Source organism: Candidatus Poriferisocius sp., assembly GCF_965204015.1.
In the GTDB taxonomy this organism is placed as follows: domain Bacteria; phylum Actinomycetota; class Acidimicrobiia; order Acidimicrobiales; family Bin134; genus Poriferisocius.
The window spans coordinates 1,441,944-1,458,255 of the sequence record NZ_OZ241965.1; the positions used below are offsets into that span (position 1 = coordinate 1,441,944).

The following is a 16,312-nucleotide window of genomic DNA, read 5'->3' on the forward strand; positions in this document are numbered from 1 at the left end:
AAGTCGAAGGCTATCTGCACCGCGATCCGGGGGGGGGGGGGGGGTGAGCGAGCGGGGGGCGTCGCCGTTGGAGTTGGTGTTGTTGGCGGTGCCGTTGGTGTTGCTGGTGGTGTTCGTGTTGTGGGCCGGTCGAGGCGGTCGGGCAGGTTTGGTGTCGGATTTGGCCGCTGGGGAGGCGGCGGTGGTGGCGTCGCTGTGCTGCGAGGACGGCGCTGATCCCGATGCCGCGGCGGAGCGGGAGCGGGTGGTGGCCGATGTGCTGTCGGCTCGGCCCGGCCTGGGGTTTTTGTGCATCGGCGGCCCCCGGCCCCGGGATATGACTCCGGGTGAAGAGGGGTTTGTGGATGAGGCGTGGCTGGAGAACTTCGATCCAGAAGTCCCCGGCGCGACCCGGGGGGTGGGCGCCGTCGGGGTGCGCTTCGAGTGCGAGACCGACGGCGCGGTAGCCCCGCTGCGAGGCCTGTTCCCCACCGTGAGCTTCTTCGGCCAAGCCGCCGAAGTAGTAGCCATCCCACCCAGCCCGGAGCTGAAGGTGGGGGAGGGCAGAGTTCAGGAGGGCGATGATCCGGCCAATCCCAAAATGATGGAGTTCTTGGTCGAGCTCACCGGGCCGGCCGCCCAGGACGTGGTCATCGTCTATTGGACCGATGACAATTGGACCAGCGACGATCCCGACCCACCCCCCAACACAGACAAAGCCGCCGCCGGCGATTACACCGCTATCCCAAAGCCCAATCCCCCCACTGTCCCAGAGCGCATAGCGACAATCGCCGCGGGGCAGGTCTCTGCGGTTGTCAAGGTGGACATCACAGGCGACGTCGTGTACGAGCGCGACGAGACCTTCCTTTTGAGATGGTTCATGCGGCCATCGGACTCGTGCGCCGCCGACGTGCCCCAGCTTCAGGACCCGGCGGCGGGCAACAATCCGCCCAACATCGCGTGCCAAGGCGATCCCCAGATGCCCATAGACGCGAATTTCAACCCTGCGGACTATTGGACGGGCCAGCCCGCGGTCGGGATCATCGAGAAAGACGACCCTGCCCCCACGCTGGTGGTGAACCCGGCCAGCGCCGAGGAGGGCGAGCAGATGACCTTCGTTGTCAGTCTCCAAGGGCCCACCGAAGTCGCAGTCGAGGTCACCGTCGAGACCCGGGACCAAGGCACCGGCGTCGGCAAAGCCACCTCCGGCGTCGACTACACACCCATCGACTCCACCTCGCCCAACCGCGCCATCACCTTCCCCACCGGCACCACCAGCCGAACCGTCACCGTCTCCACCATCGAGAACACGATCGGCGAGCAGGACAAGACCTTCGAGCTCACGGCCACCGCCGAGGGTCATGCCAGAACGAACCCGCCCAACATCGAAAGCGGGAAGCACGTCGCCATCGGTGTGGGCACCATTTTGGACGACGAGCCGAAGATCTCCATCGAGGTCGGCGCCGGCACCTCCGTCGAAGAAGGCAATCCCCTGGAGGTCGAAGTCAAACTCAACCCGCCGCCGACCGGGGACCCGGTCACGGTCCACTACAAAATTGGTCCCAGCGGTGCCAACCCGGCCACGCCGCCGGGCATGCCAAATAACGACTACTCGGTTCGGTCTCGCCCGACGACGGACGAACTCACCTTCAACACCGGCGAGACGGTCGAGACCATCTGGGTCGACACCGTCGACGACGACCTCAACGAGAACGACGAGACCTTCACGGTCGAGCTCGAAAGACCCAGCACGAACTCCCTTATTGTCGTCTCCTCGGTCGTGGTCACCATCAAGAACGACGACCCCAAGCCAGAATTCAAGATCGACGGTCCGGCCGGCACCGTGGACGAGGGCCAAAAGGCGGTGTTCACAGCCAAGCTGAACGAGCCCAGCTCCTTCCCCGTCAAGTTCAATGTCGAAACCCGCGACGACACCGCGAAGACGACCAGCCCCCACAATGACTATGAGACGTTGAGCAGGCAAATGACGATCCCCGCCGGGGAAACAGAGCTCGACATCGAGGTCCAGACGTTGTCCGACGGGCATGTGGAGGGGGAAGAGGAGTTCCACCTGGACGTGAGAAACCTGCTCAGCGCGGTTCCCGATCCCAATGATCCCGATGCCCTCACCGCCAGCGCCACCATCCGCAACGTCAACCGCGATGTGCGGGTCTCCGACGCCCCGGAGGCCGGGGAGGGCGAGAAGCTGGTGTTCACCATCACCCTGGTGGACGGCAACACCGACCATATAGCCAATCCGGTGGACATCAACTTCGAGGTGGTCGAGCTCAATACCGGATGCCCCTGCGCCATCGGGGACGACTACAGCTACGACGGGCCCGGCTACGTGACCTTCCAACCCGGCGAGCTGACGCACACCGTCGAGGTGGACGCCTTGCTCGACACCAACCCGACAGAGGGCAACGAGAAGCTGGCCTTGAGGCTGGTCTCGCTGCCTTCAGAGTTTGGGACCTCAAAGCGCCAGGGCACCGGCACCATCGTGGACTTCGACGCGCCCACGCTCAACGTCGTCAACAACCCCACCAAAAAGGAGGAGGAGACGCTCGAGTTCGAGATCAAACAGGACAAGGTGAGCGCCCGGGAAACCACCTTCGACGTGTACACCCACGCCCTGACGGCCTCCGCCGGCGCGGACTACCCCAACACCAACGAGGGCCTCTCCAACACATCCACCCACACCATCCCGGCCGGGAGCACCGCCGCCGTCACGGTGCAAGTACCAGCGCTCAGAGACGACTATCTGGAGCCCGACGAGCAATTCCAGCTTCGGATCGCCGAGGCGCAGAACGCCCTCATCGGCGACGGCATCGGCACCGGCACCATCGAAGATGTCCTGCCCATGTGGGTGTCCGTCGGAGACGCCGACGCGGTCGCCGGAGACGAGGTGGGCTTCGAGGTCGGGCTTAGCCGCCCGGCCGCCGCGGCGTTCACGGTGTTCTACTGGACCAGCCAGAACTCCGCCCTCGCCTCCCCACAGGGCGGTGGCCTCGACTACGACAACGCCAACGAGGGGGTGGGCAACGAGGGCACAGTCAATTTCTTCGTCGGCGACAGGCGCAAGATAGCCGAGGTCGAGACGTGGCCCGACGGCGACTTGAACAACGAGGAGTTCTGGCTCTACATAGCGCTGGACCAAAGGGCCATCGACGCCGGCATCCGCCTCGGCGACTTCACCGCGGTGGGCACGATCAAGCCGCGCTACAGCCTCTTGGAGGTCGCCAACGCCGGCGCCCAAGAGGACGACCCGGTGGAGTTCACCGTGACCCGCCGGGGCCGCACCGATCAGCGCTCCGAGGTGGGCTGGTTCACCCAAGACCTGGCCACCGCGGCCCGCCCTGCCGAGAGCGGGAGCGCGTGCGGGAACGCCTGCGACTACACCGCCGCGTCGGGCGCCCTCGTCTTCGAGGCGGGTGATACCGAGCAGACCATCTCCGTGGCCACCCGCGAAGACCAGCTCGACGAGTGGCCCAACGAGCAGTTCGCAGTGAGGCTGCACAGCCCGGTCAACGCCGGTTTGGGGGCATCGGCGGCGGTGGGCACCATCAACGAGGAGTGCGTCGACCCCGCTGTCCCGGACTCAGCGCAGCCGACGGTCACCGGGGTCGACCAGAAGGTGTCCGAGGGGGCCGGCCAGGCCACCGTGGTGTTCAGGGTCTTCCCCGCGGTGTGCCCGGCGTCTCCCGCGACGGCGAACTACGCCACCGGACCGCCGACCGGGGCCGGCTACACCGCCGCCACCGCCGGGGCCGATTACACCGACGCCCGCGGCACCGCGCAAGTTGAGGGGAACCGCATTGTCTTCGACGTCGCGGTGCTCGACGACGCCCTCGACGAGGACGACGAGGCGTTCGAGGTCGCCATCGGAAGCTGGACGGTGCCCGCCCGCTGGACCGCCACCGCCACCGCCACCGCGACGATCATCATCGAAGACGACGACAACCTGCCCTCGGTGAGCGTGTACGAGGCGTCGGCGGTGGAGGGCCAAGACGTGCGGTTCTCGGTGCGCCTGGACCGGCCCAGCGGACGCACGGTGAGGGTCTCGTACCACACCCAGACGAAGAGCACGGCGGCGAGCAAAGCCCAGGCGGGATCCGACTACACGGAGATACCGCAGTCGAGCCCCGTAGAGCTGGTCTTCGACCCCGGCGACACCGAGAAGTTCGCCGACGTCACCACCCGCACAGACGGCGACGGCAGAGAGGGAGATGAGGAGTTCCTGGTGGTGCTGGTCAACCCCGACGGTGCCTCGGTGGCTGGCCGCACCGCCACCGGTACCATCGTCGACCGCACCAAGCCCGGCCTGTCCATCGAGTCGAACTACGAGGACACCGGGACCAAGGCGTCGGAGGACAACGAGGAGGTGTTCACCGTCACCTTGGACTATCCCAGCACCGACCCGGTGACCGTCGACTACGAAACCGTGGCGCTCTCCGGCGACGGCGCAGCCACCTCGGGCGATGACTACCTGCACGTCTCGGGCACGCTCACCTTCGCGGCAAACGAGACCTCCAAGGAGTTCTCGGTGGACATCCTCGAGGACAACGTTCCCGAGGGCGATGAGCGGCTTTTGGCGAGGCTGTTGAACCCCGACAACGCGGTGATCGGCGATGGCGTCGCGGCGACGGTGATCGCGGGCCAGTGCGCCGACCCGGCCAACGCCGCCCACCCGCCGCCGGGGCTGAGCGTGGCCGGCGCGTCGATCGACGAGGGCCACCCGTCGGGGACCATGGCCTTCGCGCTCACCACCGACCGGCCGCTGTGCTCGGAGACGGCGATCAGCGTCTCGCTCACCCACACCACCACCAGCGCCGCCGACTTCGCCAGGACCCCCGCGGCGGCGGTGTTCCCCGCGGGGGTGACCTCGGCGGTTTACCAGGGCATCGTGGTGGCCGACGACGACCTCGACGAGGAGGACGAGACGTTCGGGGTCGCCGTCTCCTGGGCGGCCGGGCCGTCGAGCTGGCAGACCGCGGCGGCGGCCACCGCGACGGGCACCATCATCGACGACGACGACAAGGCGGCCATCTCCATCGCCGCCGCTTCCGGCCCCGAGGGCGCCACCCTCAGCTTCCCGGTGACGCTCGACCGGGTGACCCAACAGCCAGTGGAGGTGGACTACGAGGCCATAAAGAACAACCGCCCGGGCGCCCAGCCCGCCGAACCGGGAGATGACTTCACCGCGGTGCCGGGCAGGCTGACCATCCCCGCCGGCGCCATCAGCGGGGCCATCGAGGTGCCCGCCCTCCGAGACGAAGACGACGGCGAGCCCGACGAGACGTTCCTGGTGCAACTGAGCAACACGAGCAGCCACGCCAAGATCAGCGTGGCCACCGCGGTGGGCACCATCACCGATGTGCCCACCCCGAAGGTCTCGGTGTCGAACGCCGAGGCCGACGAGGGGCAGATCCTGGAGTTCCAGGTGGCCTTGGACACCGAGGGCGCCGAGCCGGTCAAGGTGGAGTACAGAACCATCGAGCGCTCCGGCGCCCGCGCCGCCACCTCGGGCGATGACTACCTGCACGTCTCGGGCACGCTCACCTTCGCCCCCGGCGAGACCCTCAAGACGGTGCTGGTGGCCGCGCTGGCCGACGACGAGCCCGGCGAGGGCGACGAGAGCCTCCTGCTGCGGCTGTCGAACCCGGCCGGCGCCGACCTCGGCGACCCCATCGGCATCGGCGTGATCCACAACCTGGGCGAGCCCGACATCTCGGTGGCCGACAGCCGCGCCGAAGAGGGCCGAAGCGTGGTGTTTGAGATAACGCTGAGCAACCGGGCCAACCAGGACATCACCGTGGGCTATGCCACCGAGTCGCGTCGCACCGCCGGCGACGTGGCCGCCACCCCGGGAGACGACTACAACGCGGTTTCGGGGACGGCCATCATCGCCGCGGGCGACACTGAGGCCACCGTCGCGGTGGCCACCGTCGACGACCGCCTCGACGAGTACGACGAGGTGTTCCCGCTCAACCTCACGCTCAAAGACGGCGACTACGGCACCCTCGACGACGCCAGCGCCACCGGCACCATCGAAGACAACGACGGCGAGCCTCTTATATCGGTGGCCGACACCGCGGCGGCCGAGGACGCCGGGACCCTGGCGGTGGCCGTGTCGCTGGACGCGCCCAGCGGGCGCACGGTGGCGGTGGACTACGCCATCAGTCCCGGCACCGCCACCGAAGGCGCCGACTACGAAGCCGCTGAGGGCGTGCCGCTATCCGGGACGGTGGCCATCCCGGCCGGGCGCGTCTCGGCTGCGCTGTCAGTGGCGCTCATCGACGACGACGACGCCGAGGGGGCCGAGACGCTCACCGTGTCGCTGTCGAACCCGCGAAACGCGACTCTGGCCGCCTCCGAAGCCACGCTCACCATCCTCGACGACGAGGGTCCGCCCACCGCCTACCTCGACCCTGATCCCGCCGGGTCGCCCGAGGGCCAGCCCGCCGAGATCGCGCTGCGCCTGAGCGGGCCCAGCGAGCAGACGGTGACCGTCAGGTACCGCACCCGCGGCGGCACCGCCACGCCCGGCGCCGACTACACCGCCGTCGCCGACGGCACCGCCACGTTCGCCCCCAACGAGGTCCTCAAGACTCTGTCCACCTCCACCGTCGACGACGACGTCGAGGAGGAGGACGAGACCGTCATCTGGGAGATCCACACCCCGACCAACGCGCAGCTCGCCCAGGCCACCGGGGCGTCGGTGATCCTCGACGACGACGGCGTGCCCCGGATCATCGTGGACGACGCCCGGGCCACCGAGGGCGGGCAGGCCGCGTTCACCATAAGGCTGTCGGCCCCCGCCGACGAACAGGTCACCGTGGCCTACCGCACCGAGGCCGACGCGTTCGCCGGGGCCGCGGCGGCGACACCGAGCCAGGACTTCACCGACACCTCGGGCACCGCCACAATCGCAGCCGGAAACCAGACCGCGACAGTGCAGGTCTCGTTGCCCGACGATGTCCTCGACGAGGGTGCCGAGACGTTCTGGCTGCGCCTCGACGCCGACACCGCCACCGGCGCCGATGTGGCCGACGCGGTGGCCATCGGCACCATCGACGACAACGACCCCGTGCCCACCCTCTCGATAACAGACGCCACCGCCGCCGAGGGCGACCCCGTGCAGTTCGCGGTGGCCCTCAGCGCCCCCAGCGGACGCACGGTGAGAGTCCGATACGCCCCCCAGCGCGACACCTCCGCGCCCGCCAACCGGGAGGCCACCCCCGTGGACGACTACGACCCCACGGCCAAAACCCTGGTCATCCCCGCGGGCACCACCACCGCCACCGCCGAGGTCCAAGCCTACGAAGACCAGATCACCGAATACCGGGAGACGTTCCTCGTACGCCTCTACAACCCCGGCCACGCCACCATCACAAGCGCCACCGCCACCGGGACCATCATCGACAAGACCGGCCTGCCCCAAGCCACCATCGCCAACGCCCAAACCGCCGAGGGCAGCGGCACGATGTCGGTCCCCGTCACCCTCAGCCATTCCAGCGCCCAGACCGTCACCATCGCCTACACCACCCAAACCACCGGAACCGACGAGGACGGCCACGCCAAACCCGGCGACGACTACACCACCAAAACCGGCACCCTCACCATCGACCCCGGCGAAACTACCGGCACCATCGACATCGCCATCGCCGACGACGACACCGTCGAACCCGACGAGACCTTCGCCATCCAGCTCCGCAACCCCCAACAAGCCACCCTCATCGAAGACCAGGCCACCGCCACCATCATCGACGACGACGGACTTCCCCGCCTCTCCATCACCGGTGCCCAAGCCGCCGAGGACGACGGCGCCATCACGCTCACCGTCGCGCTCAGCCACCCCAGCACCGAGACCGTCACCGTGCAGTACAACACCTTCGACAACACCGCCACCCAGCGCCGCGACTACACCCCCACAACCGACACCCTCGAAATCGAACCCGGCGAAACCACCGCGGCCATCACCGTGCCCATCATCGACGACCTCATCGACGAGAACCCCGAGACCATCACCGTCCGCCTCACCAACCCCACCCGGGCCACTGTGCTCCGAACCGCCGCCGCGGCCACCGCCACCATCGCCGACGACGACCCCGCCCCCACCATCCGCCTCCTGCCCGCCACCGCCGAAGAAGGCCAGCCCCTCCAATTCACCGCCCTGCTCGACGCCCCCTCAGGACTCACCGCCCAAGCCCAATACGCCACCCAAACCACCGGCACCGGCGTCGGCCACGCCACCCCCCGGGCCGACTACACCCACACCCGAGGCACCATCACAATCCCCCCCGGCCAAACCACCGCCACCATAGCCGTCACCACCCACACCGACACCCGAAACGAAACCCCCGAAACCCTCCAACTCGCCCTCACCAACCCCCAAAACACCACCCTGCACCCCACCGACCACACCGCCACCGGCACCATCAACAACCGCTTGGTTCCCGACCTTGCTGTCAAAGATGCCACCGCCCTCGAAGGCGACCCCCTCGTGTTCACTATGGAGCTGAGCCAACCCAGCGACACCGACGTGACCATGAGCATCCAAATGCACAGCATCTCTGCCAGCTATGGCAGCGACTTCGAGGTCAGCCAACGCAACCGGGGCCGGTTAACGATCCCCGCTGGCCAGACCTCGGCCACGTACTCGGTTGCCACCTTTTCCGACAACCTCCGGGAGGATACCGAGACCATGCTGTTGATCCTCGTCGGCGTCTCCGACAATGTCGAGTTGCTGGACGGCATTGCCGTGGGAACGATTTTCGACGGCCAGAGCGCCGGGTTGTCGGTGGGAGACGCCAGCGCGACCGAAGGGGGTGCCCTCACCTTCACCGTCAGCTTGGAGCGAAAGGGCGACGACGACTCTGAGGTGACCGTCGCGTACCGCACGAGGCCCCAGACCGCCGCCGAGGGGGTCGACTACACCGCCGCGGCGGGCACGCTTGTCTTCTCCTCCGACACCTCAAGCATGCCGATCACCGTGCAAACCAGCCAGGACACTCTCTCAGAAGCCAGCGAGGTCTTCTTCGTCGAGCTCCAAAGCCCCACTGGCGCGGTGCTCCACGACCACCTCGGGTCGGGGACCATCAACGACGACGACCCCGTGCCCGTACTTTCCATCGCCGCGGCTCAAACCGACGAGGGCACGCCGCTGGTGTTCACCGCCACCCTCAACTCCCCCAGCGGGCGCCGCATCACCGCCGACTACCGCACCCGGGCCGACACCGCCACCAGCGGCGTCGACTACCTCCCCGCCACCGGAACGGTCGTGTTCCCGGTGGGCAGCACCAGCCAAGACATCTCGGTGGTCACCCTTCCCGACCAGCAGGAAGAACCCGACGAGACCCTCGAGATGGTCCTCAGCAACGTCGTCGGGGCCGCCTCCGGTGCCTCCGCTACTGGCACCATCGTCGACAGCACCGTCCCCGCCCTCAAAGTGGCCGACGCGTCGGCCCGAGAGGGCGACCCCCTCGAGTTCGTCGTCACCCTCAACAGCCAGCACGACACCGCCGTCACCGTGGGCTACGCCACCGCCGACGCCACCGCCACCGCGGCCAGCGGCGACTACACAGGGGCCTCCGGTAATTTGGTCTTCGAGCCCGGCGACACCCAAAAGACCGTGTCGGTCACCACCCTGGCCGACACCCGGGATGAACCCGCTGAAACCCTCACCCTCACGCTCAGCTACACCGGCAACGCCATCAGGATCATCGACGGCAGCGCCACCGGCACCATCCGCAGCAGCACCCTCCCCGCCATATCCATCCGCGACGCCGACGAGATTGAGGGTCGGACAATGGCCTTCCACGTGCAACTCAGCCACCCTCCCGAAGAAACGGCCACCGTCGCCTACAAAACGGTCAACGGCACCGCCGCCGCCCCTGGGGACTACCGCTCTGCATCCGGCACTTTGATCTTCTACCCAGGACAAGCATCCCGAACCATCAGAATCACAATCCGCCCCGACAGCACCGACGAAGAAGACCGCGAGACGTTCTTCCTTGAATTGAGCAATCCCACCGGCGCCGTCCTCGAATCCCCGACGATTCGCGCCACCGGAACGATCTATGACACAGATAGGCTGCCACAGATTTCTTTATCTAGGAGTGGCGTCAATGAAGGAAACGTTGATTACGAAGTCAGCATAAATGTAGTTCGCATCGGTACTAGAACCAGTCGAGAAGTCACCGTGGATTGGGAATTGCAGGGTTTGTCGATATTGGGCCATGATGCGGCTACTGCCGGTGAAGACTTCAAGGCGGCTTCGGGTACGCTGCGGTTTGACCCGAGCACTCGAATATTGCGAATTCCCGCTACTCTCATCGGCGACAGGATCTATGAGAACACCGAAACCATTGCCGTGGTGCTGAGCAATCCCGTAAACGCCACGCTAGCCAACCCCATTGGAGTCTTTATTGTACATGACAATGAACCTTATGTGCTTCAGTTGATAGGCGGATCTGCTCGGGAAGGCAATGCGGTGAACTTCATCATAAGGTCTGCTCTTGGCCGCGCCAGAGTGGAATATGAAACTGTACAAGGCACAGCCACGGAGAACGATGATTACATTCCGCAGAAAGGCGTTGTCTCTATTGGGAGTACCCATAGAGGTGGTGAAGCGACGATCTCTATTCGAACAAAGGGGGATACGATTGCCGAAGGAGTTGAGAGGTTCACTCTTGAAATTAGTACTGGAGCTGATACCGGGATTGAAACATCCAGCACCGCAACGGGGACTATTGTTGACGGTACCGATCGAGTCGTTTCCGTCAGCCATCCAGATTATTCCGGCCTTATAGGAGAAGGACAAGGCAACCCATACTTTGCCGTATATTTGGACAGCGCTGCCGAGACTCCGGTAACGGTTGACTACGAGTTCATTGACGGTACTGCCCGGATAAATTATGACTATCGCGACTTAAGCGGATTGTCTGGAAAGGTCACCATACCAGCAGGAAGCACCGAAGCAGCCGTACGCGTTCGGGCATATGCCGACGGCGTGTATGAGGGTCTGGAGACATTCCAAATGCGTATCAGCAACCCGCAGGGCGCGGTCATCGGAACCAGCACAGCTATGGCAACGATTGAAAGCATTGACTCGCCACCGCGGGTGTCGGTGGCCAACACCAGCATCGAGGAAGGGGAGGACGCGCAGTTCGCAGTTCGACTCACCCGCAGAAGCGAGCGGGGAACCAGAGTTACATACGCCACCAGTGACGGCACGGCCAAGGCGGGTACCGACTACACAGCCCAGTCGGGAACACTGACGTTTGGCCCGACTGAGACTCTCAAGATTGTCTCGGTTCCCACCTCGGAAAACAGCACCATGGAAGACGACAGGACGTTCAATTTCACATTGAGCAACCCCCAACACGCCGACATAGCCGATGGCGGCGGATCGGCCTTCGGACGCATCATCGACGACGACTGTGTCGATCTGTCGGCGGCCGATTTTGCTCCGCCGACGTTGGCGATTGCGTCGGCCAGCGCGAACGAGGGCGATGAGATGTCGTTCGAGGTGTCGGTGAGCAAGCCGTTCTGTAGCGATGTGGCCTCGGCGGTGTCGGTGTCGGTGGCGCTGGGCGACGCGAGCTCGGGCGATGTGAACACGCCGTCGGGGGTGGTGGGCTTCAAGGCCGGTGAGACCAAGGCGGAGTTTTCGGGGGTGACCACTTTTGAAGACAGCCTCGACGAGGAAAACGAGACGGTGGTGGCCACTGCCTCGTGGCATCCGTCGCTCAACGTAGGGGCGGCCTATTCGGCCACCACGGTGTCGGCCACCGGGACCATCGTGGACGACGACGACCCGCCGGCGCTGGAGGTCCTCAACGCCACCGCGGCCGAGGCTGGCGAGTTGCTGTTCATCGTGAGGCTCGACGCGCCCAGCGGCAAGCGGGTCACCGTGGACTATGAAACCCCCCGGGGAGTGGGCACCGCCGATACCGGCGACGACTACACCGCGGTGTCGGGCACGCTCACCTTCGAGCCCGGCCAGACCACCAAGCAGGTGGTGGTGCAGTCTTTGGCCGACGCCCTCGACGAGCACGACGAGACCTTCCAGCTCAAGCTCTCCAACCCCACAAACGCCACCATCAAAGACGCCATCGCGATGGGCACCATCGAAGACGACGACCCCCTGCCGGTGGTCTCGATCGCCGACAAGGCAGCCGACGAGGACGACAGGCGGCTGCAACTGACCATCACCCTCTCCGCCGTGAGCGGACGCGACGTGACCGTGGTCTACACCACCGCCGACGACACCGACGACTCCGATGGCGACAACAAGGCCACCGCCGGCGACGACTACACCGCCAAGACCGCCAAGGCCACCATCTCCAAGGGCAACAGAACCACCACCATCGAGATCACCGTGGCCGCCGACAACACCCCCGAACCCAACGAGACCTTCCTGGTGAAACTCCTAACCTCCAGCCCCGACAACACCCTAAAAACCACCCACGCCACCATCCACGCCGATGACCACACCGCCACCGCCACCATCACCAACGACGACTAACCCCCACCCCTGACAACTACTCCCCTGGGCGGCTCGCCGCCGCACGGCGCGGCGCGGCCACCAGCGCGGCGGGTAGTTGTCCGGCATGGTGGTCCGCAAGATCAATCGGGAGGTGCCGCACCCGTCGCTTTGAACTTGTGCGGATGGTAGGCTGCTGGTATGTCCGAATCCGCCACCGCGTCTGTCGCAGCCTGGGTGGAGTCCCTCCCGCACGGCACATGGTTCCTCAGCAGCCATGTCCCAGGCGAGGCTTCTGTAGTGCATCCCGCACTGTCGTCGCTGTGCAAGAAGAGGCGTTTCGACCTGGCCAGGGTCACGCGCGGCCTGTACTGGCGCGGCATGCCTGACGGCGACGTGCTGTACGGCAGAGGTCCGTTCCGACTGGCGCGCGGCGCACTTCTCTATGCAGGGGCAGGCGCGGGGCTGGGCGCTTGGAGCGCTCTGAACCGGCTCGGCTGGACGGACCAATGCGATGCCAAGATAACCGTGTCGGTTTTGAGGAAACGGCTGACTCCTTGGCACCCCTCCATAAGGTTCTATGTGAACCGCAACAGCAGGCGCGAGCGCTTGAACTGGGCGGAGGTCACCGTGCTGGAAGCACTGACCAGGATCGACTTCACGGAGGAGCCGTGGTTGGACTGCATGGAGAAGCTCCGCTCTGGTGTCTCGGCTAGCAGACTCGGGTGGGGGCTTCCCATCCGGCCCGAGGCTCTGCGATGGGCGGGCGAGACGGAGACAGGCTGTCCCGACGATCTGCGCTATCTGCTGGACGATATAGCGAGATCGCTGCCGGAAACCGCCTGATGGACTTTCCCGCTGATTTGCCTGGCATTCCGGCACTGAAACCCCAACAGCCGGGTTTGCCTGGTTCGCATCTCGATGCACCTGGTTTGGCAGGCAGGCCCGACGAATTCAGCGATGTGGCCCACAGGGCAAGCATGGCGCTGGGTATCCCGCTGGAGTCCGTGGTCCGCGATTATTGGCTGACGACATGCTTGCACGGTGTTGCCAACAGCGAGACAGGCGGCATAGCCCAGCGGGGCGACACTGGCGAGATGCTCGCCAGGTACGCATTCGCAGGGGGCACCTCCCTGGTCTCGGCATGGGGCATCACCGAGAGGTACTCCGAGGATTTGGACTTGCTGGCCCTGGGATCGGAACACCTGTCGGGGAGTGCCGTGCAGCGCGTCTTGTCACTTCCTAGCAAGTGGGCTACCGCCGCCATAGGCGCGTCCGACGATGATGTCGTCAACAAGCACATGGGAGACATGGGATTTCGACGAACCCTGTTCGCCCTAGGCGGCCAAGCGGAGTTCTTGAAGATGGAAACCACCGTTGAGACCAACGACGAGAGGATCTGGGATGTCTCCACAGCGAGCTCCCTGATGGGGAGGTTCGCCAGCGATGAGCAGCGGAGCACCTATCCCGAGCTGGGCGGTTTCGAGATGCCGTGTATCGTCCCCGGCTACACGGCCGCCAACAAGTTCGACGCGTTGCACCGCCGAGCGGTAACGAGGGACTTCCGCGGGCTGACCGTGCGTGGGCGCGACCTGTACGACCTCGCACAGATCGCGCAGTCGGACCACGCTGAGGCGGCGAGCGGCATGGTGCCAGAGATGGCCGAGAGGGCATCGCTCTCCCCTGGGCGGAGGGACGACGTGCCGCGCCCACGAGGGGGGTATGCCAACAGCCCTGCGTTCGATCCCCGAACCGAGGCCGGCAGAGCGCTCGAAGCCGGATACGAGCAGACCGTCGAGGAACTGGTGTGGGGGCAGGCACCGCCTTTCGGCGAAGCCGCTGAATTAGCCCAACGCCTAGACGACACCTCCTAGAGCTACCACCAGCGCGGCGCATAATCGCCCACACCGCCACCGCCACCATCACAAACGACGACTAACCCCCCGCTTCACCTTGGCGCGGCGCGGCAGGCTGAGCTCCCAAACCTGTGGGATCAACTGCCTGAGCACCGATGCCCGTCTGTTCCGCCGCTCCGCTGGGCGCGTCGAGAAGCACGCTGCCTTGAAAGGCGCCTGACAGCCCTTTCAACAGTGTCCGAACACTCGTCGGCACGCCTGCTCAACCGCTTCAGCATCTTTTCGAGCTGCGGTACTTGGTATTGGACAGGCAGAGCGTTCATGGTCTGCTCGGCAGCTGGCACTATCCCCGCCGCCATTTCCATTGCCCTATCCAGCGTGGACTGGTGGTTTGCGACGAGATAAGCGGACAGCGTCGACAGCGAGTCATCGGCATGGGAGCGGACCACCGTGTGGTCCCGCCCGAAGCGCATCGCCATCTCATAGCCGCCTATTCTCCGATTCGCTCCGGGCAGCACAGAGCCAAGATCGTAAAGAGGGGCAAGGCTCACTCCGCTCGGGCGAAGAATGACGCTGTAGTTGCGGGCGTGGGCATCTCGGTTCACTATCAGCCAGCAGTACAGGATTGCATCCCTAAATGACTCGATCTCTCGTTCTGGGTCGCGGCAGTTCGCTCTGATTGCGTCACCTATTTGCGATATGCCTGGACCGCCGTGGGCCTCATACTTGTCTTGAGGCTGCCGCCCCAACGCTTGGCACATGTCCTCTTGATGGACCCGCAACCACACGCCGTCGGATTTTCGCCTGTCGTATCTGGAGATCACACAGACATTCGTCTCATCGAATGTCGCCATCTCTGATTCAGCGGCACTCATCCCCAGCCGTCTCGCCAACTCCAAGCAGACATGCTCCACTATCGCCGAGGCCTGCTGGGTGAGCGGAGACGGTTTGAGGATGTGGGTGGTGGGGACAGAACCGTATGGGCGCGCCCATCTGCCGTCACTCAGTCTGTGCAGCGCTGTCTTGGCCTGGTATCCGCCCAGGCTGAAATACTTTTCCTCGTCATCGGGCATCCAATAGCTCAGGTCGGATGCCATCTGCCGGACTTCGCTGGCCACCTCTTCGTCCGATATCGCCGTGAGCCCGCCAGGAAGTTCCAAGAGTTCGGCTTCCTGCCCCTCGGGCACAATTTGGACCGCTCCGGCGCAGTCTCGCCCCACTTTTGTCGACAGCAATGCCAACGGTGTTGGCGGCGACACTCCTTCGTTCGCGTACCACCGTGAGAGCACACGGGGGTTGTCGGGCAGCAGTCCTCCCAGCCATCGCATTGTCCTATCGGTATTGAATTCGGCCTCCGATAGGGGCAGCGATAGTGACAGAGGCACAGCATCGGTTTGGGACATGTGCTCGTCCGCGTAGCGGAGACTGCCGTTGCCGCGGCGATCAGGGGTTATCGTGGCGACGATTCTGCCGCCCAACAGCACCGAAATAGGCGATGTGCTCACAGAGAGCTCCTTGGCGGTCGCACGAACTGGAATTTCACCTCTAGGGCGCGCACCACCTTCATCAGATTGCCGATCTCCCCTCCGACGTGGCCTCGTTCGGCATAGCTCACCCAGCGGCGGGAGACACCTGCCTTTTCGGCAAGGTCTCCCTGCGTAAGGCCTGCCCGGCGCCTGAGGCGCCTAATCTCGTGGCCGAGGTTCGCCACAGTGTCGAATGCGATAAAGATCTCATCCATGCCGCCCCCAGGAATGTGATGGCACTGTAACACTAGCAGACTGTTACGGTTCTATAACATTCACTTTTGGGTCACGGCAGCAGAACACCTCAGGCTGGGATGGTAGGCGACCCCATGCACGCGATGGCCCTCAATAGTAGCAGGGGGAAACCACACCTGGTGGTAGGCGCAAGCCAATGGCCTTGCACTGCAACTGGCCCACTCGCCGAAAACCTTCGCTGGGCTGCCGACCTTACCTGGATGGTGATT

Annotated in this window: 5 protein-coding genes; 3 read left to right on the forward strand and 2 right to left on the reverse strand. The window is 65.2% G+C overall.

The annotated features are described in order from the left end of the window. Window positions 1–43 precede the first annotated feature (43 nt). From ACOGJC_RS06410 to ACOGJC_RS06420, 3 genes are all read left to right on the forward strand, one after another. Entirely contained in the window at window positions 44–12,508 is a 12,465-nt protein-coding gene (locus ACOGJC_RS06410; protein ID WP_419847681.1) for a Calx-beta domain-containing protein, read from the forward strand. Window positions 12,509–12,847: 339 nt separating this feature from the next. Beyond that, window positions 12,848–13,312 carry a hypothetical protein gene (locus ACOGJC_RS06415; protein ID WP_419847682.1) on the forward strand — a complete coding sequence of 155 codons (465 nt, stop codon included), beginning with the start codon at window positions 12,848–12,850 and terminating at the stop codon, window positions 13,310–13,312. Window positions 13,313–13,446: 134 nt separating this feature from the next. Further along, the gene (locus ACOGJC_RS06420; RefSeq protein WP_419847683.1) at window positions 13,447–14,340 is read left to right on the forward strand and encodes a nucleotidyl transferase AbiEii/AbiGii toxin family protein; all 894 of its coding nucleotides are present in this window, start codon (window positions 13,447–13,449) and stop codon (window positions 14,338–14,340) included. 119 nt (window positions 14,341–14,459) lie between these two features. Here ACOGJC_RS06420 and ACOGJC_RS06425 read toward each other — a convergent pair whose 3' ends face one another. Continuing rightward, complete coding sequence (locus ACOGJC_RS06425) at window positions 14,460–15,827, reverse strand: HipA domain-containing protein (RefSeq protein ID WP_419847684.1); 1,368 nt, start codon at window positions 15,825–15,827, stop codon at window positions 14,460–14,462. Further along, window positions 15,824–16,063, reverse strand: a complete 240-nt coding sequence (locus ACOGJC_RS06430; RefSeq protein ID WP_419847685.1) for a helix-turn-helix domain-containing protein — start codon at window positions 16,061–16,063, stop codon at window positions 15,824–15,826. Before ACOGJC_RS06430 ends, ACOGJC_RS06425 begins: the two co-directional genes overlap by 4 nt. Window positions 16,064–16,312: the final 249 nt, after the last annotated feature.

Excerpts from the sequence above, each read along its gene's own strand:
- ACOGJC_RS06415 (WP_419847682.1), top strand. The coding sequence starts at position 12,848 with ATGCCTGACGGCGACGTGCTGTACGGCAGAGGTCCGTTCCGACTGGCG.
- ACOGJC_RS06420 (WP_419847683.1), top strand. The coding sequence starts at position 13,447 with ATGGCGCTGGGTATCCCGCTGGAGTCCGTGGTCCGCGATTATTGGCTG.
- ACOGJC_RS06430 (WP_419847685.1), bottom strand. The coding sequence starts at position 16,063 with ATGGATGAGATCTTTATCGCATTCGACACTGTGGCGAACCTCGGCCAC.